At 64.8% G+C, this 23,278-nt stretch carries 20 protein-coding genes and 1 tRNA gene; 9 read left to right on the forward strand and 12 right to left on the reverse strand.

The window, feature by feature from the left end; all coding sequences use genetic code 11:
- Together ABZE94_RS09760 and ABZE94_RS09765 are read right to left on the reverse strand one after the other, a co-directional pair.
- On the reverse strand, positions 1-747 hold a 747-nt coding region (locus ABZE94_RS09760; RefSeq protein ID WP_372875334.1), incomplete at its 3' end, for an AraC family ligand binding domain-containing protein.
- Positions 748-750: 3 nt separating this feature from the next.
- Positions 751-1,320 (reverse strand): GNAT family N-acetyltransferase, encoded by a 570-nt coding sequence (locus tag ABZE94_RS09765; protein ID WP_372875335.1) that lies wholly within the window; start codon positions 1,318-1,320, stop codon positions 751-753.
- A 241-nt stretch (positions 1,321-1,561) separates the two neighbouring features.
- Here ABZE94_RS09765 and ABZE94_RS09770 point away from each other — a divergent pair, with 241 nt between their 5' ends.
- On the forward strand, positions 1,562-5,041 hold the full coding sequence (locus ABZE94_RS09770) for a NahK/ErcS family hybrid sensor histidine kinase/response regulator (protein ID WP_372875336.1): 3,480 nt from the start codon (positions 1,562-1,564) through the stop codon (positions 5,039-5,041).
- 190 nt (positions 5,042-5,231) lie between these two features.
- The gene (locus tag ABZE94_RS09775; protein ID WP_372875337.1) at positions 5,232-6,488 is read left to right on the forward strand and encodes an MgtC/SapB family protein; all 1,257 of its coding nucleotides are present in this window, start codon (positions 5,232-5,234) and stop codon (positions 6,486-6,488) included.
- 46 nt (positions 6,489-6,534) lie between these two features.
- Here the strand turns inward: ABZE94_RS09775 and rmuC are convergent, their stop codons facing one another.
- Both rmuC and ABZE94_RS09785 read right to left on the reverse strand, forming a co-directional pair.
- Positions 6,535-7,896 carry a DNA recombination protein RmuC gene (rmuC, locus tag ABZE94_RS09780; protein ID WP_372875353.1) on the reverse strand — a complete coding sequence of 454 codons (1,362 nt, stop codon included), beginning with the start codon at positions 7,894-7,896 and terminating at the stop codon, positions 6,535-6,537.
- A gap of 367 nt (positions 7,897-8,263) precedes the next feature.
- Positions 8,264-8,608, reverse strand: coding sequence for a tetratricopeptide repeat protein (locus ABZE94_RS09785; RefSeq protein WP_372875338.1), 345 nt, complete (start codon positions 8,606-8,608; stop codon positions 8,264-8,266).
- A gap of 947 nt (positions 8,609-9,555) precedes the next feature.
- Between ABZE94_RS09785 and ABZE94_RS09790 the strand changes: the two genes are divergently transcribed.
- From ABZE94_RS09790 to ABZE94_RS09805, 4 genes are all read left to right on the forward strand, one after another.
- Positions 9,556-12,162, forward strand: a complete 2,607-nt coding sequence (locus ABZE94_RS09790; RefSeq protein ID WP_372875339.1) for a YdbH domain-containing protein — start codon at positions 9,556-9,558, stop codon at positions 12,160-12,162.
- Between the two features lie 15 nt (positions 12,163-12,177).
- Positions 12,178-12,369, forward strand: a complete 192-nt coding sequence (locus tag ABZE94_RS09795) for a YnbE family lipoprotein (protein WP_372875340.1) — start codon at positions 12,178-12,180, stop codon at positions 12,367-12,369.
- Positions 12,370-12,380: 11 nt separating this feature from the next.
- Positions 12,381-12,725, forward strand: coding sequence for a YdbL family protein (locus tag ABZE94_RS09800; RefSeq protein WP_372875341.1), 345 nt, complete (start codon positions 12,381-12,383; stop codon positions 12,723-12,725).
- 418 nt (positions 12,726-13,143) lie between these two features.
- Positions 13,144-13,299, forward strand: a complete 156-nt coding sequence (locus tag ABZE94_RS09805; protein ID WP_372875342.1) for a hypothetical protein — start codon at positions 13,144-13,146, stop codon at positions 13,297-13,299.
- Positions 13,300-13,532: 233 nt separating this feature from the next.
- On the opposite strand, the gene ABZE94_RS09810 is transcribed toward ABZE94_RS09805, so the two are convergent.
- The 4 genes from ABZE94_RS09810 to dapA form a co-directional block, all read right to left on the reverse strand.
- Positions 13,533-13,622: transfer RNA gene (locus ABZE94_RS09810), tRNA-Ser, on the reverse strand.
- Between the two features lie 238 nt (positions 13,623-13,860).
- Complete coding sequence (locus ABZE94_RS09815; RefSeq protein WP_372875343.1) at positions 13,861-14,730, reverse strand: phosphoribosylaminoimidazolesuccinocarboxamide synthase; 870 nt, start codon at positions 14,728-14,730, stop codon at positions 13,861-13,863.
- An 84-nt stretch (positions 14,731-14,814) separates the two neighbouring features.
- The gene (gene bamC / locus ABZE94_RS09820) at positions 14,815-15,933 is read right to left on the reverse strand and encodes an outer membrane protein assembly factor BamC (protein WP_372875344.1); all 1,119 of its coding nucleotides are present in this window, start codon (positions 15,931-15,933) and stop codon (positions 14,815-14,817) included.
- A gap of 17 nt (positions 15,934-15,950) precedes the next feature.
- Positions 15,951-16,829 carry a 4-hydroxy-tetrahydrodipicolinate synthase gene (dapA, locus tag ABZE94_RS09825; RefSeq protein WP_372875345.1) on the reverse strand — a complete coding sequence of 293 codons (879 nt, stop codon included), beginning with the start codon at positions 16,827-16,829 and terminating at the stop codon, positions 15,951-15,953.
- Between the two features lie 216 nt (positions 16,830-17,045).
- Here dapA and ABZE94_RS09830 point away from each other — a divergent pair, with 216 nt between their 5' ends.
- Together ABZE94_RS09830 and ABZE94_RS09835 are read left to right on the forward strand one after the other, a co-directional pair.
- Positions 17,046-17,603 (forward strand): glycine cleavage system protein R, encoded by a 558-nt coding sequence (locus ABZE94_RS09830; RefSeq protein WP_372875346.1) that lies wholly within the window; start codon positions 17,046-17,048, stop codon positions 17,601-17,603.
- Between the two features lie 10 nt (positions 17,604-17,613).
- A complete protein-coding gene (locus ABZE94_RS09835; RefSeq protein WP_372875347.1) occupies positions 17,614-18,087 on the forward strand; it encodes a peroxiredoxin in 474 nt (157 codons plus the stop codon).
- A 108-nt stretch (positions 18,088-18,195) separates the two neighbouring features.
- On the opposite strand, the gene ABZE94_RS09840 is transcribed toward ABZE94_RS09835, so the two are convergent.
- Both ABZE94_RS09840 and ABZE94_RS09845 read right to left on the reverse strand, forming a co-directional pair.
- A complete protein-coding gene (locus ABZE94_RS09840; RefSeq protein WP_372875348.1) occupies positions 18,196-19,263 on the reverse strand; it encodes an AI-2E family transporter in 1,068 nt (355 codons plus the stop codon).
- Between the two features lie 39 nt (positions 19,264-19,302).
- Positions 19,303-19,554, reverse strand: a complete 252-nt coding sequence (locus ABZE94_RS09845) for a sulfurtransferase TusA family protein (protein WP_372875349.1) — start codon at positions 19,552-19,554, stop codon at positions 19,303-19,305.
- A gap of 310 nt (positions 19,555-19,864) precedes the next feature.
- Between ABZE94_RS09845 and ABZE94_RS09850 the strand changes: the two genes are divergently transcribed.
- Positions 19,865-21,298, forward strand: a complete 1,434-nt coding sequence (locus tag ABZE94_RS09850) for a M48 family metalloprotease (protein WP_372875350.1) — start codon at positions 19,865-19,867, stop codon at positions 21,296-21,298.
- Between the two features lie 347 nt (positions 21,299-21,645).
- Here ABZE94_RS09850 and ltaE read toward each other — a convergent pair whose 3' ends face one another.
- Entirely contained in the window at positions 21,646-22,650 is a 1,005-nt protein-coding gene (gene ltaE, locus ABZE94_RS09855; protein WP_372875351.1) for a low-specificity L-threonine aldolase, read from the reverse strand.
- A gap of 444 nt (positions 22,651-23,094) precedes the next feature.
- Positions 23,095-23,278 (reverse strand): hypothetical protein (locus ABZE94_RS09860; protein ID WP_372875352.1); only part of this gene is annotated, 184 nt, incomplete at its 5' end.

Here is a 23,278-nt window from a genome sequence, read left to right on the forward strand (position 1 = left end):
GAAGCCCAGTTGCATGGCCACGCTCAGCGGCGCGCAGCCGGTTTTCAGCAGGCCACGCGCCCGCTCCAGGCGGCGCTGCATCAACCAGGCATGCGGCGGCAAGCCGGTGGCCCGGCGGAACACCCGGGCAAAATGAAAAGGCGAGAGGTTGACCGCCTGGGCCAGCGCGGCCAGCGACGGCGGCTCGGCCAGCTGGCTGCTGAGCAACTCCTTGGCCCGCGCCACGGCCTGGGGCTCGAGGCCTGGCGCGCGGCCAGCGGGAACCTGCGCATGCCGCTGGAACAACGCCAGGATCGCCTCGCGCCAGGCGGTCTGTTGCTGCAAGGCACTGGCCCGGCTGTCCAGCAAGCGATGCAACTCGGCGAACATGCGGTACAGCTGCGGGTCATGCAATACGCTGTCGGCAAACGACGGCAGGCCGTCCGCGTCCAGTCCCAGCTCGGCCAACACCCCGAAGACCAGGCGGTTATCGGGGTAGAAACCGCGGTAGCGCCAGCCCTGCTCGTGGGCCCTGGAACCGGTGTGCAGTTCGTCCGGGTTGATCAGCACCATGCTGCCGGCCGGCGCCAGGTGGACGCCGCCGCGATGGCGAAACGACTGCGCGCCCTGCTCGATCACGGTGAAGACGAACCCCTCATGCACATGCGGGACGAAGCGCTGCTCGATGTAGTGGGCATGCAGCAGTTCGACCCCGCGCAACTCGTGCGGGGTCCAGAAGCGTGTCCGCTCGACCTCGGCTGCTGGCATCGCTCAACCGCTGAAAAGCGCCTCCAGCTGTTGCTTGAGCGCCGGCCACTGCTGGTCGGTGATGCTGTACAGCACGCTGTCGTCCAGCCGTCCATCGGCCAGCCTGCGATGATTGCGCAGCACGCCTTCGCGCTGCGCGCCGAGTTTTTCGATGGCGCGCTGCGAACGCAGGTTGCTGGCGGCGGTTTTCAACTGCACCCGGACCATGCGCCAGTTCTCGAAGGCGTGGCGCAGCATCAGGTACTTGACCATGGTGTTCAGGCCGGTGCCGTGCTGGTTGTGATCGAGCCAGGTCCAGCCGATCTCGGCGGCGGGCAGCGCCGGCATGAAGTCGCCGAAGCGGGTGGTGCCCACCAGTTGCTCGCCGAGGCGGATGACGAAGGGCAACGCCTGGCCTTCACGCTGCTCGAGCAGGCCCTGGCGGTACCAGTCCAGGCGCTGGGTGCCACTCATGTGGATCAGCTCCTGGCGGTTGGCTTCGGCCAGGGCAACCAGCGCCGGAATATCGCTATCGAGCATCGGTTCGATGCGTAGCGCACCGCGCTGCAGGGTAATCAATTGCGGCTTGAACATGGGGTCCCTCCTCCAACTAGGCGCAAGCGCGCCACGCTAACAGGGCAGACGCCCGACCACAATAATTACCAAAAGGTGGCGGCCGGCCGGCCTGCGACCTTGGTCGTGCCTGACGGCACGGCACTTTGCTGCGACACTGCTGAGGGTTCATTTGAAGTATTGTCTCGTCTTGGCAGGGGGCTGTGATCAGCACCTGACTTAAGACCAGACAAGTCCCATATAGTTTGCCGTCGGAGTACCCATGTTGCTGTCCAGCGGGCTGATCGCAGCGGTCGCCTTGACCTATATGGCCATCCTCTTCGCCATCGCCTTCTATGGCGACCGTCGCCGCACGCCCTTGCCGCCGCGCATGCGCGCCTGGGTCTACAGCCTGTCGCTGGCGGTCTACTGCACCAGCTGGACCTTCTTCGGCGCGGTCGGCCAGGCCGCCGAGCAGCTCTGGTCGTTCCTGCCCATCTACCTGGGGCCGATCATCCTCATGCTGTTCGCGCCCTGGGTGCTGCGCAAGATGGTGATGATCAGCAAAGAGGAGAACATCACCTCGATCGCCGACTTCATCGCCGCGCGCTACGGCAAGTCGCAATCGCTGGCGGTGGTGGTGGCGCTGATCTGCCTGGTCGGCGTGCTGCCCTACATCGCCCTGCAACTCAAGGGTATCGTCCTCGGGGTCAACCTGCTGATCGGTGCCGGCGCCGACTCCGTGGGCACCCGCGCCCAGGACACCGCGCTGATCGTATCGCTGGTCCTGGCGCTGTTCACCATCCTGTTCGGCACGCGCAACCTGGACGTCACCGAACACCACCGCGGCATGGTCCTGGCGATCGCCTTCGAGTCGCTGGTCAAGCTGCTGGCCTTCCTCGCCGTCGGCGCCTTCGTCACCTACGGCCTGTACAACGGTTTCGCCGACCTGCTCGACCAGGCCCGCAACACCCCAGAACTCGACGCGTTCTGGGCCGAGGCGGTGAACTGGCCGGCGATGATGACGCTGACCGGCATGTCGATGATCGCCATCATCTGCCTGCCGCGGCAGTTTCATGTGACCGTGGTGGAGAACATCGAGCCCAGGGACCTGCTCCTGGCCCGTTGGGTGTTCCCGGCCTACCTGGTGCTCGCCGCGCTGTTCGTCGTGCCCATCGCCCTGGCCGGGCAGATGCTGCTGCCGGCCGGGGTGAGCCCGGACTCCTTCGTCATCAGCCTGCCGCTGGCCCAGGCGCACCCGGCTCTCGCCGTGCTGGCCTTTATCGGCGGCGCCTCGGCCGCCACCGGCATGGTCATCGTCGCCTCGGTGGCGCTGTCGACCATGATCTCCAACGACATGCTACTGCCCTGGCTGTTGCGCCGGCAGAACACCGAGCGGCCCTTCGAGGCCTTCCGCTACTGGATGCTCACGGCGCGGCGGGTGAGCATCGTGCTGATCCTGCTGCTGGCCTATGTCTGCTACCGCCTGCTCGGTTCCAACGCCAGCCTGGCGACCATTGGCCAGGTGTCGTTCGCCGCCATCGGCCAGTTGGCCCCGGCCATGTTCGGTGCCCTGGTGTGGAAGCAGGCCAACCGCCGCGGCGTGTTCGCCGGGATGATCTTCGGCTCGCTGATCTGGTTCTACACCCTGATCATGCCCCTGGTGGCACGCAGCCTGGGTTGGTCGCTGGACAGCTTGCCCGGCCTGCAAGGCCTGCTCTATGCGCCGATCGGCTTCCAGGTCGATGCCCTGACCCGCGGCATGGCGCTGTCGCTGGCCGGCAATTTCCTGCTGTTCGTCTGGGTGTCCTACTTCTCCCGCACGCGGGTTTCCGAACACTGGCAGGCCGGCCGCTTCATCGGCCACGATTTCGGCACCAAGCCGAGCAATCGCAGCCTGCTGGCGGTCCAGGTCAACGACTTGCTGATACTCGCCAGCCGCTTCGTCGGCGAGGAGCGCGCCCGACAGAGCTTCATGCGCTGCGCCTACCGCCAGGGCCAGAGCTTCAACCCCAACCTGCCGGCCAACAGCGAGTGGATCGCCCACACCGAACGCCTGCTCGCCGGCGTGCTCGGCGCCTCCTCGACCCGCGCGGTGGTCAAGGCGGCCATCGAAGGGCGCGAGATGCAGGTCGAGGATGTGGTGCGCATCGTCGACGAAGCCAGCGAGGTGCTGCAGTTCAACCGCGCCCTGCTGCAGGGGGCCATCGAGAACATCACCCAGGGCATCAGCGTGGTCGACCAGGCGCTGCGCCTGGTGGCCTGGAACCATAGGTACGTCGAGCTGTTCGACTACCCGGACGGCCTGATCTATGTCGGCCGACCGATTGCCGAGATCATCCGCTTCAACGCCGAACGCGGCATGCTCGGCGACGGCAATGTCGAGGAAAGCATCGCCAGACGCCTGCACTGGATGCGCCAGGGCACCGCGCACACTTATGAGCGCACCTTCCCCAATGGACGGGTGATCGAACTGATCGGCAACCCGATGCCCGGCGGTGGCTTCGTCATGAGCTTCACCGACATCACCGAGTTCCGCGAGGCCGAGCGTGCGCTCAAGGACGCCAACGAAGGCCTGGAACAGCGGGTCGCCGAACGCACCCATGAACTGTCGCAACTGAACCAGGCACTGACCGAGGCCAAGGGCGTGGCCGAGGCGGCCAACCAGTCGAAAACCCGTTTCCTCGCCGCGGTCAGCCACGACCTGATGCAGCCGCTGAACGCCGCGCGGCTGTTCTCCGCCGCACTCTCCCACCAGGAGGACGCGCTGCCGCGCGAGGCCAAGGAACTGGTGCGCCACCTGGACAGCTCGCTGCGCTCGGCCGAAGACCTGATCAGCGACCTGCTGGACATCTCACGCCTGGAGAATGGCCGCATCACCCCGGAGCGCAATGCCTTCGTGCTCAACAGCCTGTTCGATACCCTGGGCGCCGAATTCAAGGTACTGGCCGCCGAATGCGGCATCGACTTCCGCCTGCGCGGCAGCCGCCTGCGCGTGGACAGCGACAGCAAGCTGCTGCGCCGGGTGTTGCAGAACTTCCTCACCAACGCCTTCCGCTATGCCAAGGGCCGCGTGCTGCTCGGCGTGCGCCGCTCGGGCGGGCAGCTGCGCCTGGAAGTGTGGGATCGCGGCCCGGGCATCCCGGAAGACAAACGCAAGGTCATCTTCGAGGAATTCAAGCGCCTGGACAGCCACCAGACCCGTGCCGAAAAAGGCCTCGGTCTCGGCCTGGCGATTGCCGACGGCCTGTGCCGGGTGCTCGAGCACCAGCTGGAGGTGCGCTCCTGGCCGGGCAAGGGCAGCGTGTTCAGCGTCAGCGTGCCGCTGGCCCGCAGCCCGGCGCCGGCGCCTCAGCGCGTCAAACAGGAGCTCAATGGCCAGCTGCTGACCGGCAGCCAGGTGCTGTGCATCGACAACGAGGACAGCATCCTCACCGGCATGCACAGCCTGCTGTCACGCTGGGGCTGCCAGGTATGGACCGCACGCAACCGCCTGGAATGCGAACACCTGCTCAGCGAAGACGTGCGCCCGCACCTGGCCCTGGTCGACTACCACCTCGACGAAGGCGAGACCGGCACCGAGCTGATGGCCTGGCTGCGCACCCGTCTGGGCGAGCCGGTGCCCGGCGTGGTGATCAGCGCCGACGGCCGCCCCGAGCTGATCGCCGCGGTTCACGCCGCCGGCCTCGATTACCTGGCCAAGCCAGTCAAACCCGCCGCCCTGCGCGCCCTGCTCAGCCGCCACCTGACGTTGCGTGGTTGAGCCGAATGACCCGCCAGGATGGCTGAAGCCCGCCAATAATACCGCCGTGGCGGGTTTCACCCGTCCTACGCAGGCCGACAGCCAATGGCCGGCCCAGCATCCGCGCGCATCCACAACCCTGACCTGCCGCAATACGTCGCCCCGGTGACTGACTAGACTGCCAGCATCAAGCCCCGCTCAAGGACGCCGCATGCCCGAGGCACTCGACACCCTGCTGAACCTCGCCAGCGCGCTGGCCATCGGCCTGTTGATTGGCGCCGAGCGTGGCTGGCACCAGCGCAAAGTAGAGGAAGGCGGCCGTGTCGCCGGCATCCGCACCTTTGCCCTCAGCGGCCTGCTTGGCGGCTTCGCCCAACTGCTTGGTGCGCACTTCGGTGAGGCGGCCTGGGCCGTCATCTTCGTCGGCTTCGCCGCCCTGGTAATCACCTCGTACGTGATCGAAACGGAACAGCACAGCGACCTGGGCATGACCAGCAAGGTGGCGCAACTGATCACCTTTCTGCTCGGCAGCCTGGCGGTGGCCGGGTATACGCCTCTGGCCGCCTCCGGCGCCGTGGCGGTGGCTCTGCTGCTGAGCCTGAAGCGAGTCATGCACTACTCGCTACAGCAACTGAGCGAGCTCGAACTGTCCGGTGCGCTCCAACTGCTGTTCATCTCCCTGGTCATACTGCCTGCCCTGCCCAATCAGGCTTATGGTCCCTGGCAGGTATTCAATCCCTATATCACCTGGTGGATGGTGGTATTGATCGCCGGCCTGGGTTTCGCCGCCTATGTGGCCATTCGCCTGGTCGGCACCCGCCATGGCCTGCTGATCACCGCACTGCTGGGCGGCATCGTCTCCTCCACCGCGATGACCGTCACCCTCGCCCGCCTGACCCAGGAGCGCGGCCTGCACGCCATGCTGGCCTGCGGGTTGCTGGCGACCTCGGCACTGATGTTCCCCCGTGTGCTGCTGGAAGTCGGCCTGGTCAACGCCCAGCTGCTGCCGCGCCTGAGCTGGCCGCTGGGCGTGGCGGCTCTGGTCTATGCGGCGGGCGCGCTGGTGTATTTCCGCCTGGCCGGCAAGCCGCTGGAGGAAAGTGCCGAACCGCCGCTGAAGAACCCCTTCGAGCTGGGCCCAGCCCTGCGCTTCGCCGCGCTGCTGGTGCTGATCCTGTTTCTGGTGGAAGGCGCGCGGCGCTGGTTCGGCGATGTTGGCGTGTACCTGGTGGCGCTGCTCTCCGGGCTTGCCGATGTCGACCCCATCACCCTGTCCCTGGCACGTAGCGCCAAGACCGAGCTGGCCCCCGAGGTCGCGGTGCACGGCATCTTCCTCGCGGTCCTGAGCAACAGCCTGGTCAAGGGCTTGCTGATCGCCCTGATCGGCGGCCGTCAGTTGGCCCTGCGCACCCTGCCGGTGATGGCCGCCGGCCTGCTGGCGGGTGCGCTGGTGTTGCTGCTGGTTTGAGCGCGCCCGGGCTTCCTGGGCAAACACCGGGTGGCAGCGCTGCGCCCTATTCCGCCGCCTCATCCAGCACCGCCACGCCGGCCGCCTGCGCGAGCAACTCGGCTGGCAGGCTCTTGCTCGCGCGGGCGCCGAGCAGTTTGAGATTCTCCACCCGGCTGATGATATTGCCGCGACCGTCGCACAGCTTGTTGCGCGCCGCGGCATAGGCCTTGTCCAGCTGTTGCAGGCGCGCACCGACTTCGTCCAGGTCCTGGATGAAGGCGACAAACTTGTCGTACAGCGCCCCGGCGCGCTCGGCGATCTCGCGCGCGTTCTGGCCCTGCCGCTCCTGGCGCCAGAGGCTGTCGATCACCCGCAGGGTCGCCAGCAGGGTGGTCGGACTGACGATCACGATGTGCTGCTCGAAGGCCTCCTGGAACAAGCCGGCATCGGCCTGCAGTGCCGCGGCGAAGGCCGCCTCGATCGGCACGAACAACAGCACGAAATCCAGGCTGTGCAGCCCTTCCAGGCGCTGGTAATCCTTCAGCGACAAGCCCTTCAAATGACCGCGCAATGACAGCACATGCTGTTTCAGGGCCTGCTGCCGGGTTGGCTCGTCTTCGCCGGCAATGTATTGCTGGTAGGCCGTCAGGCTGACCTTGGCATCCACCACCACCTGCCTGTCGCCGGGCAGCTGGATCAGCACATCGGGCTGGAAACGCTGACCGTCCGGGCTCTTCAGGCTGACCTGAGTCTGGTACTCGCGGCCCTTCTCCAGCCCTGCATGCTCCAACACCCGCTCGAGCACCAGCTCGCCCCAGTTGCCCTGGGTCTTCTGGCCTTGCAGGGCACGGGTCAGGTTGGTCGCTTCATCGCCCAGACGCTGATTGAGCTGCTGCAGACGCTCAAGCTCCTTGCCCAGCGAGAAGCGCTCGCGGGCCTCCTGCTGGTAGCTCTCCTCGACGCGTTTCTCGAAGGACTGGATGCGCTCCTTGAGCGGGTCGAGCAACTGGCCCAGGCGCTGCTGGCTGGTCTCGGCAAAGCGCTGCTCGCGCTCGTCGAAGATCTTCCCGGCCAACTCGGCGAACTGTGCCCGCAGCTCGTCGCGCGAGCCCTGCAAGTCGTCCAGGCGCTGCTGGTGGCTACCCTGCTGCTCACGCAACTCGGCACTCAAGGCCGCCCGCTCGGCGCTCAGGCGGCGCAGTTCGGCTTCCTGCTGCTCGCGCTGGGTGTGCCAGGCATGGGCGGCCTCGCGAGCGATCTGCCGCTCATGCTGGAGCAGTTCGGTCTCGCGCCGTTTGGCTGCCAACTCGGCTTGCTGGTCGGCCTTGATCTCGCTGATCTCGGCGATCTCCTGGCGGCATTCATCGAGCTGCGCACTCAAGCCGGCCTGGGCCAACTGGGCACTGCCCAGACGCTCCTGCAGCAGGCTGGATTCGAGTCGCGCACCGGCCGCGCTCCGTTGCAGCGACCAGGCCAGCGCCAGCAACGGCAGGCCGGCGACGGCCAGGCCGAGCAGCAGCACAGGTAGCTGGGAAGGTAGATCGATTGGCATAAGCGACTCCGCGCAAGATTGCCGGGCAGTATACCCAGCCCGCCCCCACGCAGAACGCTCAGACGCGGATCAGAGGCCGCTCAGAGGCAGGAAAAATATCAAAGGCCGTCGCGAGAGCGCCGTCGGGCGAGGGCAACAAGGCGCGCTACGTGAAATCGAGGGCGTTCTGCGAGCCAAATGACTGAAGTTTTGACTCGCTTCGCTCGCCCGGCGACGGTCGCAGCAGGCAAGCGATTTTTTCTCAGCCGTTCAGCAGCTGCCTGGCTTCTGCCGACCCCTGTGCCGCCGCCAGTTCCAACCAGTGGCGCGCCTGCAATGCTTCATTGCTGTGCGGCTGACTGTACAGCCGGCCAAGCTCCAGCTGGGCCCGGCTATCGCCGGAGCGCGCGGCCTGGCGCAGTAATCCGAGGCCGATACGCTGGTCGCGGGGATTGCCACAGTCGCGGCAGAGCAATTGCCCCAGCCGGCTCTGGGCCAACACCACACCCTGGCGCGCCGGCTGCTTGAGCAACTGACCGGCGAAACGCTTGACGCTGGGTGCCTGGCCGAAACGCGAGCTGTCGAGCAGCCAGAGCGCAACGCGCATCGGCAAGCGTGAACTGACGGAGGAGGATGCAGCGGATACACCGGGCAATGCGCGTGACATAAGAAGCAGCTGTAGCGGGAAAGGCGGGCACTCTACTCCTTTTTTCGCCGAGGTAAAGCCCCGATAAAGCGACTCTGCGACAAGCCAAAACCAATGCCTGTAACAATCCACAGAAGCTGTGGATAACTCAGTGGATAACATGGGAGCAAGGCGCCTGATCGCCTACCCCATGCGGGTTGAAGTCAAACTGATGATTTTTTCACCAACACAAAAAAACTATATTTTTCATTGACTTAAAAAATCATCATGCAGAATCAAGGATTTACGCCAATCACAAATTCAGCCTTGACAAGGCGCATCGCAATTGTGCACAAGTTTTTGCATGACGCAGCCAGAGCGCCCTGTTCAGGGGCAATACCGGCCCAAGACGCAGCCCTCAAGCGGTCTTGCCGCCATAATCAACGCCACATCCTGGAGCGCCCATCGCCAGAAGCCTCAGCAGCGGAAAACATCGACCACCACCGCCCCGCCATAGCCACGCCTGACGGCACCGCTCAAGCAAGTTACAGGCAAATACCAGCTATTTTCAGGCATATGGCCGCCAAACAACCGGGTATCGCCGGCCATTGGTGCAACCCTGCAACATGCCCTGTCATCCCTCGCCCTGCCGGTCAGTCCATCGAGCTGCGACTGATCGTCGCGGAGCGCCACCAACAGCAATAGCCATGGGCCACCGCCTGGCCGACGACCGGTACAGCAGTTACCCCCGACTCGCCACAGTTGATTGGCAGCCCCGGGCACATGGGTTAACGTCCTGGCAGCACTCAGAGGTTGTGGAAATATCGAGCGCCGTAGCGCAACGCCAGCCGTGGACGCCTGGAGGCGGTCGCAGTAGGCGAGAGTTTTTTTCACCACCTCTCAGCCCCTAGCCCAATGGAAATGTACTCATGATCAGCCGGCGTTCCGGGCTGCGAATCATCAGCGTACTCATGCTGCTGGTGCTGCTTGGCGGTTACAGCTACTTCAGTTGGCAGCGCCAGCTCGAGCGCCACGGGATTCGACAGCTCGACTGGCAGGGTGCAAGCCTGTCGCGCACCGGCATCGGCCTGGCTCGCCTCGACCTGGTGCAGCGCGACAGCGCCGGCAGTGCCCGACTCACCGCGCAAGATCTGCACCTGGGCTGGCCGCAGTTCGGCCTGACACCGCCCTTCTGGCAGCATATTCGCCTCGAACGCCTTGACGTGGCCTGGCAACCCGCCGCACAGAATAACCAGCAGGAGTCCAGCGCTGCGCCCGATCTGCAGCAACTGGCGGCGGCGCTGGCCTGGCTGCCGCTCAGCCTGCACATCGAGCAGCTCGCGGCCGAACTGCCCTGCGCCAGCGGGCGCTGCAGACTGCACGGCGACCTGCAACTGAAGCAGACCCGAGATACCCCGCGGACCCTGGAACTGCGACTCAACCTGCAACACCGCGAGCAACAGCTGGCATGGCACGCCCAACTGCAGGGCGACGCCCAGGCGGCGGATCTGCAACTAAGCCTGGCAGTCGACACACAACCCCAACTGAGCCTGCGCAGCAGCCTGCGCAGCAGCCCTGCCGGACCGGTATGGAGCGGCCAGCTGAGCGCCCCCGACCTCAGCCAGGCCGTGGCCTTGCAAGACTGGCTCAGCCAGTGGGCGCTGGCCGCCGACGCTCGACTGCCCAGCGCCCCGAGCGCCGCGCAACTCTCGGCGACCTGGCGACTCCAGCTGGCCTCCGGCGCCCTGAGCCTGGAACAACTGCGCAGCGCCAGTGGCCGAGTCGACGCCAGCGCCAGCCTGCCTGAACCCTGGCCCATCCCGGGCGCGGGCCGGGTGCAAGGCACCTTCGACGTCGCCGCCCGCGGCGTCGGCGGCCAATGGTTCGCCGAACACCTGGCCGCCGACCTGCAGCTCGATCGCGTGCCGGCCCAGTGGCTGAGCGCGCTGCCGGCCGCCTTGCACCCCGACTCGCTGCACCTGCGGATTCAACCCACCAGCCCACTCGCAGCGCTGCCCGGCAACCTGGTCGAACGCTCGCTGCCACTGGCGATCGGCCTGACCGGTAGCGGCGCCAGCCCGTTCGACCTGCAGGCCAATCTGGCCCTGGCCAACGCAGCGCCCTGGGCCGCACAGCTGAGCGAGGCGCGGCTCGAGCTCAGCAGCCCGGGCTTGACGGTCGACGCCTGGCAACTGCGCGACCTGACAGCAACGCTGCACTTCAACGGCTACCTGGACAGCGAGCAACTGCGCCTCAACCTGAGCAAAGGCTCGCAGCTCGAGTTGGGCCAGCTGAGCGGTGCGGAGCTGCGCCTGGCACAGCTCAGAGCCACCACCCAGGACCTGCAGCTGCATGCGCAGCACCAGGCCGGCAGCGTGTCGACGTGGCGCCTGCGGGGGCCCGCCATGCTGGCCACCCAGCGCCTCGAACAGCCAGCCCTCAAACCGCAAGGCTGGCACTGGCACGGCACGCTAGCGGCCAGCGAACAGCGGCTCGAGCTCAACGGCCAAGTCGTGGCGGACAGCGATCTGCAACTGGCCATGCAGCTGCAGCACGACAGCAGCCAGGGCCTGCAGCTGCAGGCGCAGCTTAGCGAACTGTTTCTGCGTGCCGGCAACCCCCTGAGCCAAACCCTGGCCGACTGGCCGGCACTGCTCGACCTCAGCAACGGCCGCCTGAACGGCAACGCCAGCCTCAGCCTCGCCCCGGGCCACGAGTTGCCCGAGCTACGCCTCGAACTCAGCGGCAAAGGCCTGGCCGGCATCTATGACCGCAGCGAACTCAGCGGCCTGGATGCGCGCTTGCAGCTGCGCCTCGATCAGCGCCAGCTCCGGCTCGAGCTGAGCGAGCTGCGCCTGGAGCAGCTCGACCCGGGCATGCCCATCGGCCCGGCGCTGCTACGCGGCAGCTACCAGGCAGCACGTGCCCAACCGGCCCAGGGCCTGCTCGAGTTGCAACAGGCCCAGGCCGCGGTCATGGGCGGCATGCTCCGGCTCGATCCGGGCCAGTGGGACCTGCAGCAGGGCACGCTGCTGTTTCCCCTGCACCTGCAAGGCCTCGACCTCAATCGGTTCTTCACCCTCTACCCGGCCGAGGGTCTGGCGGGCAGCGGCCTCATCGACGGCCAGCTGCCGTTGAGCATCGGCCCCGCCGGCATCGAGATCGAACAGGGCCAACTGCGCGCGCGCGCGCCGGGCGGGCAGCTGGCGTTTCATTCGGAACGAATCAGGGCACTGGGCCGCAGCAACCCGACCATGCAACTGGTGACGCAATCACTGGAAGACTTTCACTACACGACACTGACCAGTCAGGTCGACTATGATCGGCAAGGCAAATTGCTCCTGGCCATGCGCCTGGAGGGTCGCAACCCGGCCATCGAACGGGGCCGGCCGATCCACTTCAACATCAACCTGGAGGAAGATATTCCGACCCTGTTGGCCAGCCTGCAATTGACCGACAAGGTCAACGAGATCATCCAGCAACGGGTGCAGCAGCGTATGCTGGAGCGCAATGCAGCATCCCCGACGGAGCCTTAATCAAGGAGAAGCGCCATGCGCCTGCGTAGTTGTTTCGCCGCCCTGCTGATGGGCCTGCTGAGCGTAGCCTGTACCCCGACGGTACAGCTGGCGATGCCCAACGAGCCGATCAACATCAATCTCAACGTGAAGATCGAGCACGAAATCTACATCAAGGTGGATAAGGCGCTGGACAGCATGTTCAACGAGTCCAGCGGACTGTTCTAAGGAGCCACACCATGAGCCTGTCAAAACGCATCGCCAGCCTGCTCCTGCTGCTCAGCCTGAGCCTGCCGGCCTTGGCCCTGAACCTCAACGAAGCCATGTCCGCCCTCGGCGACGCCAAGGCCAGCGGCCAGCTCGGCGAAATGCCCAACGGCTACCTCGGCGTGGTCAAACCCGGCCCCGAGGTGGACGAAATCGCCCGCCTGATCAACCAGGCCCGCCGCGCCGAATACCAGAAACTGGCGACCCAGAACGACATTCAGCTCAGCGACGTGGAAGCCATCGCCGGCAAGAAAGCCATCGAAAAGACCCCACCCGGCCAGTACATCCAGTGGCAAGGGCAGTGGCGGCGCAAGTAGCTAAACGGAAAAGCCTGCACCGCAAAACCACAACCCCTGAGACCAGCGCCTCAGGGGTTTTTCGATATGGCGAGGATATTCCCCGAACAGATCCAGGTTGTCATAACGATCCCCCCATATATTCACCAGCTATTCATCAGCGTTATTCGACCACTACTGAACGAGTGGCGATGCACATTGTCTTACTTCGTGTAAGGTTACGTCTGAACTATCCCGCCAGACCCATTACGCCCGCTTGACCCTAGTGACGTGCGGCGTATGCCCCATGAGAAATCCAACCTTGATTGGGCTCGCCCTAGTGCGAGGCGTTCAGGTGCGCACGACACATGCAGGCGTTGTACTGCTGAAAATCCTGGTGGCGGCCGTGATGGCGGCCACCTCTGCCCACCCCGGGCATCGTATAAAAAGGAATTGCTAAATGTTAGTACGCATCATGGCTGTTGTTCTTGCGAGCCTGCTGATCTCAGGCTGTAGCCTGCGCCTACCCGGCATCGGCATCGATGTTGGCGGCCACGATGGTGGTGGCGGCTCCTCCCACTGCCCACCTGGCCAAGGAAAAAAGGGTAACTGCTGAGATTCGCTTGAATCGACCGCAGTATCCTCAACTCCAGAAAACCGGCATTCGCCGGTTTTCCTGTTTTGGCGCTCCGAATAGCGGACTGCTGTAGCGATGCGCTTCCGCCAGGGAGCAGCGCACCTACAGGCGGAACCAGCCGCACCGGTCAACCGGCTAGCGCGACGAGTCAGCCTGGAGCAAACCCCGAAAAGCAAAAACCCCTGAAGCTTGCACTTCAGGGGTTTTCAATATGGCGGGAAGATAGGGATTTGAACCCTAGGTGCTATCGCTAACACAACGGATTTCGAATCCGTCCCGTTCGGCCACTCCGGCATCTTCCCGTGGCGGCGCGCATCATAGCAGCACAAGCGCGTTTGGCAAAACCCAATCGGTAGATTTTTTCGCATGCTTTCAGATGCTTGCGCTGGCGCCTTGATGTGCACATGCGCTGGTAGCGCCCCGCGCGCTATCGAGGAGCAGGAGTTTCGCGGCTGAAGCAGCTCCTACCCCTGCCGTAGTGCAGCGCCCAGCAACCAGAAGAGGCGCCTGAGCGCCTCTTCTGTGTAACGCAGCCGCCGATCAGGTGGTCAGCCGGGTCAGCGCCTCGCGGTATTTGTCGGCGGTCTTCTGCGCGACCTCGGCCGGCACGGCGGGGGCCGGTGGCTCCTTGTTCCAGCCGGTGGATTCCAGCCAATCGCGCACGAACTGCTTGTCGAAGCTCGGCGGGTTCTTGCCTTCGACGTAGCTTTCGGCGGGCCAGAAGCGGCTGGAGTCGGGGGTCAGCACTTCGTCCATCAGGGTCAGGGTGCCGTTTTCGTCCAGGCCGAACTCGAACTTGGTGTCGGCGATGATGATGCCGCGGGTGGTGGCGTACTCGACGGCGGCGCTGTACAGGGCGATGGCGGTGTCACGCACCTGGGCGGCCAGCTCGGCACCGATGATCGCGGCGCACTGCTCGAAGGAGATGTTCTCGTCGTGGTCGCCAACGGCGGCCTTGGTCGAGGGGGTGAAGATCGGTTGCGGCAGCTTGGAGGCTTCCTGCAGCCCGGCTGGCAGCTGGATGCCGCAGACGGTTCCGCTGTTCTGGTATTCCTTCCAGCCGGAACCGACGATGTAGCCGCGCACGATGGCTTCCACCGCAACCGGCTTGAGGCGCTTGGCGACGACCGCACGACCCTCGACCAGCGGCAACTCGGCGGCCGGCACCACGTCTTCGACCTTGTCGCCGGTGAAGTGGTTGGGCACCAGGTGCGCCAGCTTGTCGAACCAGAAGTTGGAAATCGCGGTGAGGATCTTGCCCTTGTCCGGAATCGGCTCGGCGAGGATCACGTCGAAGGCCGAGAGGCGGTCGGTGGCGACCATCAGCATGCGCTTGTCGTCGATTTCGTAGAGGTCGCGGACTTTGCCCGAGTAGATTTTCTTCAGGCTGAGGGTGGAGGCTGTGGTCATATCGGGATTTCCGCCTTTAGCAAACGAAACAGGCGAAACCCACCGGGTTTCGCCTATCGGTATTACCGGTGCAGCAGTTACCTGCTAGCCGAGATGTTCCTGGATCAGGCCGAGGATGCGACGTGCCACGTCGGCCGGAGCCACGGTGTTCAGGTCTTTCTCCACGCTGACCTGGACGCTGTCGCCCACCGGCGTCAGGCGTACCTGATAGCGCTCGGCACGCGCATCGATTTCTTCCTTGTCCGGCGCGCCGCCGAACAGCTTGCCGAAGAAACCCGGCTCTTCGCCTTTCTTCTGCGCCCCTTCGGCCAGGTTGATGTAGTACACACCGAGGCTGCGGTTGAGGTCGTCGATGCGCACATCGGCCATCTCCAGGGAGCGACCGACGCCGGACCAGGCGCGATCGAAATCGGCGCCGAGGTTCAACACCGGGTTGCCGCTACCGTCTTCCGACAGGCTGACCCGTCTCGGTGCATCGAAGTCGCGTGCGGCCAGCAGCGATACGGAACCGCCCTGCTCGGCACTGCGCGCCATGCTCACCAGCATGTCGTCGAGCAACGCGGCTTCCAGGCTGGCATTGCCGCTGCCGCTGGCGAAGGCCACCTCGGCGCTGCTGCCGGCTGGACGCTCGGCACTGAGCACGAATATTTCGCTGGTATTGCGCTGCACGCCCGGCTCGATGCGCACCCGCACGCGGGTTTCGGCATCCGTCGCCACGCCCGACACACGACTGCTCAGGCGCTGCGCCATGGCCGAGGAAAGCTGATCGATGCGCTGCCACTCGGTGACGAACTCACCGGTCTGCGGCCGCTCGGCGGCGATCCGAAAGCCGTTGTCTTCGAAGAACTGACGGGCAAGCGGCCAGACTTCGGCCGGCACGCGCTGAGCGACCAGCCAACGCGACCCGCCGCTTTTCTGCAGGCTGAACTCGCTGGCATCGGCCCGCACGGCCAGCGCCTGCGGACGCGGAACCTCGAACTCCCCTTCGGCCGTGCTGCTGGCAACTTGCGGCGGCACCGGCAACAAAGGGTCGAGGCGTTTGGCCTCGACGTTGGCCGGCAGTTGCATGGGCGCGGTTTGCCGCGCCTCGAGGTAATCGCTGCCGCGATCGCGGAAATAGCCATCTTCACCATAGATCCAGCCACAACCGCTGGCGCTGGAGATGATCAGAGCAAGTGCGGAGAGTCCGCCCAGTCGCTTCATGCGTAGTATTTCCTCAATTAAACCAATACGCCGGTCTGGCGCAGGGCCTGACGCAGCGCTTCATGACAACGCGGGCTGAGCCAGGTCAGCGGCAAGCGGATACCGTCCGGCATCATGCCCATTTCATGCAGGGCGAACTTCACCGGAATCGGATTGGATTCGATAAACAAGGCCTTGTGCAGCGGCATCAGACGATCATTGATGGCCCGCGCGGTAACGGCGTCGCCAGCCATGGCGGCGGCGCACAGCTCGCTCATGGCGCGCGGCGCGACGTTGGCGGTCACCGAGATATTGCCCTTGCCGCCCATCAGCATCAGCTCGACGGCGGTGGCGTCGTCGCCGGAATACACCAGGAAATCCTTGCTCACCCGATCCAGGACTTCCTGGCCGCGCTGCAGGTCGCCGGTGGCTTCCTTGATGCCGATGATGTTGGCGATCTTCGACAGGCGCTCGACCGTTTCCGGCAGCATGTCGCACACGGTGCGACCCGGCACGTTGTAGAGAATCTGCGGGATGGCCACGGCTTCGGCGATATGCCGAAAGTGCAGATACAGGCCTTCCTGGGTCGGCTTGTTGTAATAGGGCGTGACCAACAGGCAGGCATCGGCGCCCACCTCTTTGGCGGCGCGCGTCAGTTCGACCGATTCACGCGTGGAGTTGCCCCCCGTGCCGGCGATCACCGGGATGCGGCCGGCGACCTGATCGACCACCCGTCGGATCACTTCGATGTGTTCGGACACCTCCAACGTGGCCGACTCGCCGGTGGTCCCGACCGCGGCGATGGCGTTGGTGCCCTCTTGCAGGTGGAAATCCACCAGTTTGCTCAGGCTGTCCCAATCGAGACCACCTTGTGCATCCATGGGCGTGACCAGTGCCACCATACTGCCCGCAATCATGCAACCACTCCTGCCGGAAAAAAGAGAGCGGTAATGGTACTGGCGCCACCCACCTTGCACAAGCGAAGGAAAAGGCCGATCGCAAGCGCCGTGACTGTCCGAGCGCCCCGGCATTCCTTTCAGACGAGCATTCCCCTGAGCCACGCTTTTCGCTACCCTTCCGGCTTTGCTCGGTACTCATAGTGGGCCGAGCGTTCATCGCTCTAGGAATGCTGCATGTCCACCCCCCCAGTTCGCGAACAATTCCTCGTCATCAGCGCACTCGGCCCCAACGCCATGGAGCTGACCAATGTGCTGTGCCGCACCAGCAATGAAAATCGCTGCGCCGTGATCAGTACCCGCCTGAGCCGTCATGGCGAGTTCAGCGCCCTGGTGCTGCAGATCTCCGGCAGTTGGGACGCCCTGGCGCGCCTGGAGTCGAGCCTGCCGGCCCTGGCCAAGAAGCACGGTTTCACGGTCAACGTGACGCGCAGCGCGGCGGCGGAAAATCGCCCCCAGGCCCTGCCCTACGTGGCCTACGTCAGCTCGGCCTACCGTCCGGACATCCTCAACGAGCTGTGCCAGTTCTTCATCGACCACAACGTCGAACTGGAGAGCCTGACCTGCGACACCTACCTGGCTCCGCAGACCGGCGGCACCATGCTCAATGCGACCCTGACCGTGACGCTGCCGGCCGGCACCCAGATCAGCTGGTTGCGCGATCAGTTCCTCGACTTCTCCGACGCCTTGAATCTGGACGCCCTGATCGAACCCTGGCGCCCACAAAATCCATAAGGAAGCTGTCATGGCCGTAGCACTCGACACCCCGGTTGAAGATTTCCAGGCACCGGCCACCAGCGGTCAGCAGATTCAGCTGTCGGCACTGCAAGGCCAGCAGGTGGTGATCTATTTCTATCCGAAGGACAGCACCCCTGGCTGCACCACCGAAGGCCAGGGCTTTCGCGATCACTACCCGGCCTTCCAGGCCGCCAACACCCTGGTGTTCGGCGTATCGCGGGACAGCCTCAAGTCCCACGAGAACTTCAAGTGCAAGCAGGCCTTCCCCTTCGAGCTGATCTCGGACAAGGACGAGGCGCTCTGTCAGCTGTTCGACGTGATCAAGCTGAAGAAGCTCTACGGCAAGGAATACCTGGGTGTCGACCGCAGCACCTTCCTGCTCGACACGCACGGCGTGCTGCGCCGGGAATGGCGCGGAGTGAAAGTGCCGGGCCATGTCGAGGCCGTGCTGGCCGCAGCCCAGGAGCTGAACAACGCCTGAAGCCGTACCGACAAAAAAGGCCGCTTGCCGGGAATTCCCGCAAGCGGCCTTTTTCGTTTGGGCCTGAACCGCTTATCGCCCGACGGCACCTATCCGGACAACTTGCCCTCAATCGCCCTGCAACGCCAGCTCCTTGCTCGGCCAGGCATTGAGCACGGCCTTGAACAGGGTCGCCAGGGGGATGGCGAAGAACACCCCCCAGAAGCCCCACAGCCCGCCGAACAGCAATACCGCGCAGATGATCGCCACCGGGTGCAGGTTGACCGCCTCGGAGAACAGCAGCGGCACCAGCACGTTGCCGTCCAGCGCCTGGATCACCCCATAGACAATCATCAGATAGAGAAACTGATCGCCGAAGCCCCACTGGAACAGCCCGATCAGCGCCACCGGCACCGTCACCACCACCGCGCCGATATAGGGCACCACCACCGACAGCCCCACCAGCAACGCCAGCAACGCCGCATAGTTGAGCCCCAGCACGGCGAAGGCGATGTAACTGACCACGCCGCAGATGATGATCTCGATGAACTTGCCGCGAATGTAGTTGGCGATCTGCTGGTTCATCTCCTGGGCCACCTGGGTGATCAGGGCGCGCTCGCGCGGCAGGTAGCCGCGAAACCAGGCGCCGATCACCGCGCTGTCCTTGAGGAAGAAAAACACCAGGATCGGCACCAGCACCAGGTAGATCATGATGCTGACCAGCACCGGCAGGCTGGACAACGAGAACGACAGCGCCCACTGGCCGAACTTGCCGGCCTCGCCGCTGATCCCCTCGGTCAGCTGTATCACCTGGGCATCGCTGATCAGGTTCGGGTAACGCTCCGGCAACAGCAGGAGCAACGCCTGCCACTCACCCAGCATGCGCGGCAGCTCGTTGAACAGCGTGATCAGCTGGCGCCAGAGCAGCGGCAGCAGTACCAGCAGGAACAACGCGAGTGCACTCATGAACAACAGGAACACCAGCAACACCGCCGCTATCCGCGGCAGGCGCATACGCTCCAGGGCATTGACCAGCCCTTGCATCAGAAACGCCAGCACCAACCCGGTCAGCACCGGCGCAAGCATGCCGCCGAGCGTCAGAACGCTGGCGAAACCGAGCACCAACAACACCGCCAGGACCACCGCCTGCTCATCGGAAAAATAGCGGTGCATCCAGTCGCGCAACACCTTAATCATCAACATTCCTTAGATCGAAACAGCCCGCGCAGGACGCGATCAGGCTTTACGCAACCAATAGCGGTAAACACCCGCCTCCTCCTCTTCACGCAACAAACTATGGCCGGCGAGACTGGCGAAGGCCCGAAAATCCCGTTGCGAGCCGGCATCCGTGGCGATGACCTTGAGCACCGCCCCGCTTGCCAGGCGATTCAACTCCAGCTTGGCCTTGAGCAGCGGCAGCGGGCAATTCAAGCCACTGGCATCCAGCTCGGCATCGCAGCCGCCAGCCCACTCAGGTACATCGTTCATTCGAACCCTCTCATCAATAAAAATATAAGCCTATATTTTTCAATGGCTTACCAAGACAGCCCAGGACCTGACAGGAGGATGGCGAACCGCCCAGGTGAAACCCTGTCGCGGCGATGGATGGGTCATCAGCTGCGCGGCCCGCCCATTCTGCGGCTGCTCCGAGCGCCCCGACTCGCGGCGCGACAGCATGGCAGCGAAGACGGCGGGCGCAGCCCCGAACAGCGCCAAGGATACCCAAGTCCGAGCCCCCCTGGCCAGGCAAGCGCTTGCCCGGCTACAGTAGCGACTTTGTTCGCCAAGAGCTTTGTGCATGAATGTTCTGCGCCCCATCCTGTTGACGCTCGCCTGCCTGGTCGCCCAGCCCGGCTTGGCCAGCGATCTACCGTCACTCGGCGACGCCAGCTCGGCGATCGTCTCGCCGCAGCAGGAACATCAACTGGGCCGCGCCTGGCTGAGCCTGCTACGCGGCCAGATCCGCCAGCTGGCGGACCCTCAGCTCAAGGATTTCGTCGAGAACAGTGTCTATCGCCTGGGCGAAACCAGCGAACTGCAGGATCGGCGCCTGGAATTCGTCCTGCTCGACAGCCCGCAGATCAACGCCTTCGCCGCGCCCGGCGGGATCATCGGGGTCAACGGCGGCCTGTTCCTCTATGCCCAGACCGAGGCCGAATACGCCTCGGTAATGGCCCACGAGCTCGCCCACCTGTCGCAACGCCACTTTGCCCGCGGCCTGGAGGCCCAGCAGCGCATGCAACTGCCGCTGATGGCCGCCATGCTCGCCGGGATCGTTGCCGCGGCAGCCGGTGCCGGCGATGTCGGCATGGCCGCCATTGCCTCGACCCAGGCGGCGGCCATCCAGGAGCAGCGGCGCTTCTCCCGGCAGAACGAGCAGGAGGCCGATCGCATCGGTCTGGTCAATCTGGAGAAAGCCGGCTACGACCCGCGGGCCATGCCAAGCATGTTCGAGCGCCTGATGCGCCAGTATCGCTACGACCGCAAGCCGCCGGAATTCCTCCTGACCCACCCGGTGTCCGAATCGCGCATCGCCGACACCCGCAACCGCGCCGAACAAGCCAAGGCGGGCGGCGTAACCGACAGCGTGCGTTATCAGCTGATGCGCGCCCGCGTGCAACTGATCTACGAGGACACCCCAGGCCTGGCCGCCAAGCGTTTTCGCGCCATGCTCGATGAGCAGCCCGAGCTGCAAGCCGCCCGCTACGGCCTGGCCCTGGCGCAGATCAAGCGCGGCCAGCACCAGCAGGCCCGCGAGAGCCTGCAACCGCTGCTGCAGGCGGCACCCGACGACATCACCTACAACCTGGCCCAGGTCGAACTGGACATCGCCTCCGGTCGCCTCGCGGAAGCACAGAGCCACGTCGAACGGCTCATGCACAACTACCCGAACAATTACCCGTTGAACCAGGCCCGCATCGACCTGCTGATGAAGCAGGGCCGCCCCCAGGATGCCGAGCGCGCCCTCGATGAGCTGCTGAAGCGGCGCAGCAAGGATCCGGATATCTGGTACCAGGTCGCCGAAGTGCGCGGCCTCAACGGCAACACCATCGGCCTGCACCAGGCGCGCGCGGAGTTCTTCGCCCTGGTCGGCGACTACGATCAGGCCATCGAGCAACTCGACTTCGCCAAACGCCGCTCGACCAACAACTTCCAGCTCGCCTCACGCATCGACGCGCGGCAACGCGAGCTGCTGGAAGACCAGCGCATCATCGAGCAGATGCTGCGTTAGTGTAATGACACCGTTGAAATGTCGGTTAATCGCGGCCTTACCCATGTACCGCGCCCCCCTGTAGGGTGGCTTAGGCGCACGCTGCCTATAGTGACGAACCAGCAAGATCCGTTGCGCCGCAACCCACCATTGGCGCAACGCAGGGAGAGCGCCTGGTGGGTTGCGCGGCGCGCCAGGATGGCGGTGCCTGATCCGCGCCGCTAACCTGCGCGGCCCGACCGAGGCGGCCCCACCCACCCTTGTATCTCGACATTTCAGGATTGACACGACGCCGACGGGCAATATTGCGAGGATGGCGAAGGCAGGAAAAATGCCGGGCATTGTCGCCAACGGCCTGAGGATCCGCCTCAGGTGCGCGCGAAGGCGGAAAACGCCTCGAGCACCTGATCGATGTCCGCGGCACTGACATCCAGATGGGTGACCATGCGCAGACGCGGCGCGGCGATCAGCCGGATCCCGCGCTCGGCGCAGAAGGCCTTGAGGGCGCCGGCCTGCTCGCCGAGCTGGGCATAGACCATATTGCTCTGCACCGGCTCGACCGCGTAGCCCAAGCCGCGCAGGCCGTCGGCCAGGCGTTCGGCATGGGCGTGATCCTCGGCCAGGCGCGCCACCTGGTGCTCCAGGGCATAGAGCCCGGCGGCAGCCAAGACGCCGGCCTGGCGCATGCCGCCGCCAACCACCTTGCGCCAACGCCGCGCCTTGCCGATCAGCTCGTCGCTGCCACAGAGCACCGACCCCACCGGCGCGCCCAGGCCCTTGGACAAACAGACCGAGACCGAATCGAAGTGCCGGGTGATGTCCCTGGCCGCCACGCCCTGCTTGACCGCCGCGTTGTACAGCCGCGCGCCGTCCAGGTGCAGGGCCAGGCCATGCCTGTGGGTCAACTCGCGGGCCGCGGCCAGATAACTCAGCGGCAGGACCTTGCCCTGCATGGTGTTTTCCAGCGCCAGCAGGCGGGTGCGGGCGAAGTGGAAGTCGTCCTGCTTGATGGCCGCCTCGACCTTGGCCAGGTCGAGCGAGCCATCGGCTTCGCCCTCGATCGGCTGCGGCTGGATCGACCCCAGCACCGCGGCGCCGCCGCCTTCATATTTATAGGTGTGCGCCTGCTGGCCGACGATGTATTCGTCGCCGCGCTCGCAATGGGCCATCAGGCCGAGCAGGTTGCTCATGGTGCCGGTCGGCACGAACAGCGCGCGGGCAAAACCCAGCTCGGCCGCCAGGTACTGCTCCAGGCGATTGACCGTGGGATCCTCGCCGTAGACGTCATCGCCCAACTCGGCCGCCAGCATGGCCTCGCGCATGCCCGGGGTTGGCTGGGTAACGGTGTCGCTGCGCAGGTCGATGACGGCCATGGACAGTTTTCCTTGAGGTGACGAAAACCCCGATGCTAAGGCGCCCCAGCTATGGGAACAAGGTACAGAGAGGCCAATAGGACGCAGAACAGATCAGCCCGGAGCTGCGCTGGAGCCTTTCGCGGACAAGTCCGCTGCCATAGGAGACGCTAGCACCTGTAGGAGTGGCCGGGCGGCGTTCCGCTTCAGCCGCGAAGCCGTGCTGTGCCGCGAAGAATTCGCGGCTAAAGCCGCTCCTACATGAACTAAATAATCCATAAAATCAATGATATACGGATTGTTTGATGAGAGATCACCCGTCGTCCAGACGCCGCGCTGTCGCGCAGCAAACTGGGGGCAATCGTGTCTGTCGGCTTGCGGGTACCTGTAGGAGCGGCTTCAGCCGCGAAGCTGTGCTGTGCCGCGAAGAATTCGCGGCTAAAGCGGAACGCCGCCCGGCCGCTCCTACAAAAAATCAATAATCAATAAAATCAATGAGATATGGGTTGTTTGATGAGAGCAGCCCTTTAGCCCGGATGAAATCCGCGAATAGATGCCGGCATATGCAGCCCCCCGGATTGCATCCGGGCTACAGATCGCACCCCAGCGGCCGATCAGGCCAGCGCCACGTTTTCGGCGGGGACGATGA

Origin of the sequence: Pseudomonas sp. (genome assembly GCF_041601375.1) — a bacterium.
Taxonomy (GTDB): domain Bacteria; phylum Pseudomonadota; class Gammaproteobacteria; order Pseudomonadales; family Pseudomonadaceae; genus Aquipseudomonas.

What these genes read in the sequence shown, in the direction of transcription:
- ABZE94_RS09805 (WP_372875342.1), top strand. Translation starts at nt 13,144, where the DNA reads ATGTTAGTACGCATCATGGCTGTTGTTCTTGCGAGCCTGCTGATCTCA.
- ABZE94_RS09830 (WP_372875346.1), top strand. Translation starts at nt 17,046, where the DNA reads ATGTCCACCCCCCCAGTTCGCGAACAATTCCTCGTCATCAGCGCACTC.
- ltaE (WP_372875351.1), bottom strand. Translation starts at nt 22,650, where the DNA reads ATGGCCGTCATCGACCTGCGCAGCGACACCGTTACCCAGCCAACCCCG.
- ABZE94_RS09770 (WP_372875336.1), top strand. Translation starts at nt 1,562, where the DNA reads ATGTTGCTGTCCAGCGGGCTGATCGCAGCGGTCGCCTTGACCTATATG.
- ABZE94_RS09845 (WP_372875349.1), bottom strand. Translation starts at nt 19,554, where the DNA reads ATGAACGATGTACCTGAGTGGGCTGGCGGCTGCGATGCCGAGCTGGAT.
- ABZE94_RS09795 (WP_372875340.1), top strand. Translation starts at nt 12,178, where the DNA reads ATGCGCCTGCGTAGTTGTTTCGCCGCCCTGCTGATGGGCCTGCTGAGC.
- bamC (WP_372875344.1), bottom strand. Translation starts at nt 15,933, where the DNA reads ATGAAGCGACTGGGCGGACTCTCCGCACTTGCTCTGATCATCTCCAGC.
- ABZE94_RS09790 (WP_372875339.1), top strand. Translation starts at nt 9,556, where the DNA reads ATGATCAGCCGGCGTTCCGGGCTGCGAATCATCAGCGTACTCATGCTG.
- ABZE94_RS09800 (WP_372875341.1), top strand. Translation starts at nt 12,381, where the DNA reads ATGAGCCTGTCAAAACGCATCGCCAGCCTGCTCCTGCTGCTCAGCCTG.
- ABZE94_RS09815 (WP_372875343.1), bottom strand. Translation starts at nt 14,730, where the DNA reads ATGACCACAGCCTCCACCCTCAGCCTGAAGAAAATCTACTCGGGCAAA.
- ABZE94_RS09775 (WP_372875337.1), top strand. Translation starts at nt 5,232, where the DNA reads ATGCCCGAGGCACTCGACACCCTGCTGAACCTCGCCAGCGCGCTGGCC.
- ABZE94_RS09840 (WP_372875348.1), bottom strand. Translation starts at nt 19,263, where the DNA reads ATGATTAAGGTGTTGCGCGACTGGATGCACCGCTATTTTTCCGATGAG.
- ABZE94_RS09850 (WP_372875350.1), top strand. Translation starts at nt 19,865, where the DNA reads ATGAATGTTCTGCGCCCCATCCTGTTGACGCTCGCCTGCCTGGTCGCC.
- ABZE94_RS09785 (WP_372875338.1), bottom strand. Translation starts at nt 8,608, where the DNA reads ATGCGCGTTGCGCTCTGGCTGCTCGACAGCTCGCGTTTCGGCCAGGCA.
- dapA (WP_372875345.1), bottom strand. Translation starts at nt 16,829, where the DNA reads ATGATTGCGGGCAGTATGGTGGCACTGGTCACGCCCATGGATGCACAA.
- ABZE94_RS09765 (WP_372875335.1), bottom strand. Translation starts at nt 1,320, where the DNA reads ATGTTCAAGCCGCAATTGATTACCCTGCAGCGCGGTGCGCTACGCATC.
- ABZE94_RS09835 (WP_372875347.1), top strand. Translation starts at nt 17,614, where the DNA reads ATGGCCGTAGCACTCGACACCCCGGTTGAAGATTTCCAGGCACCGGCC.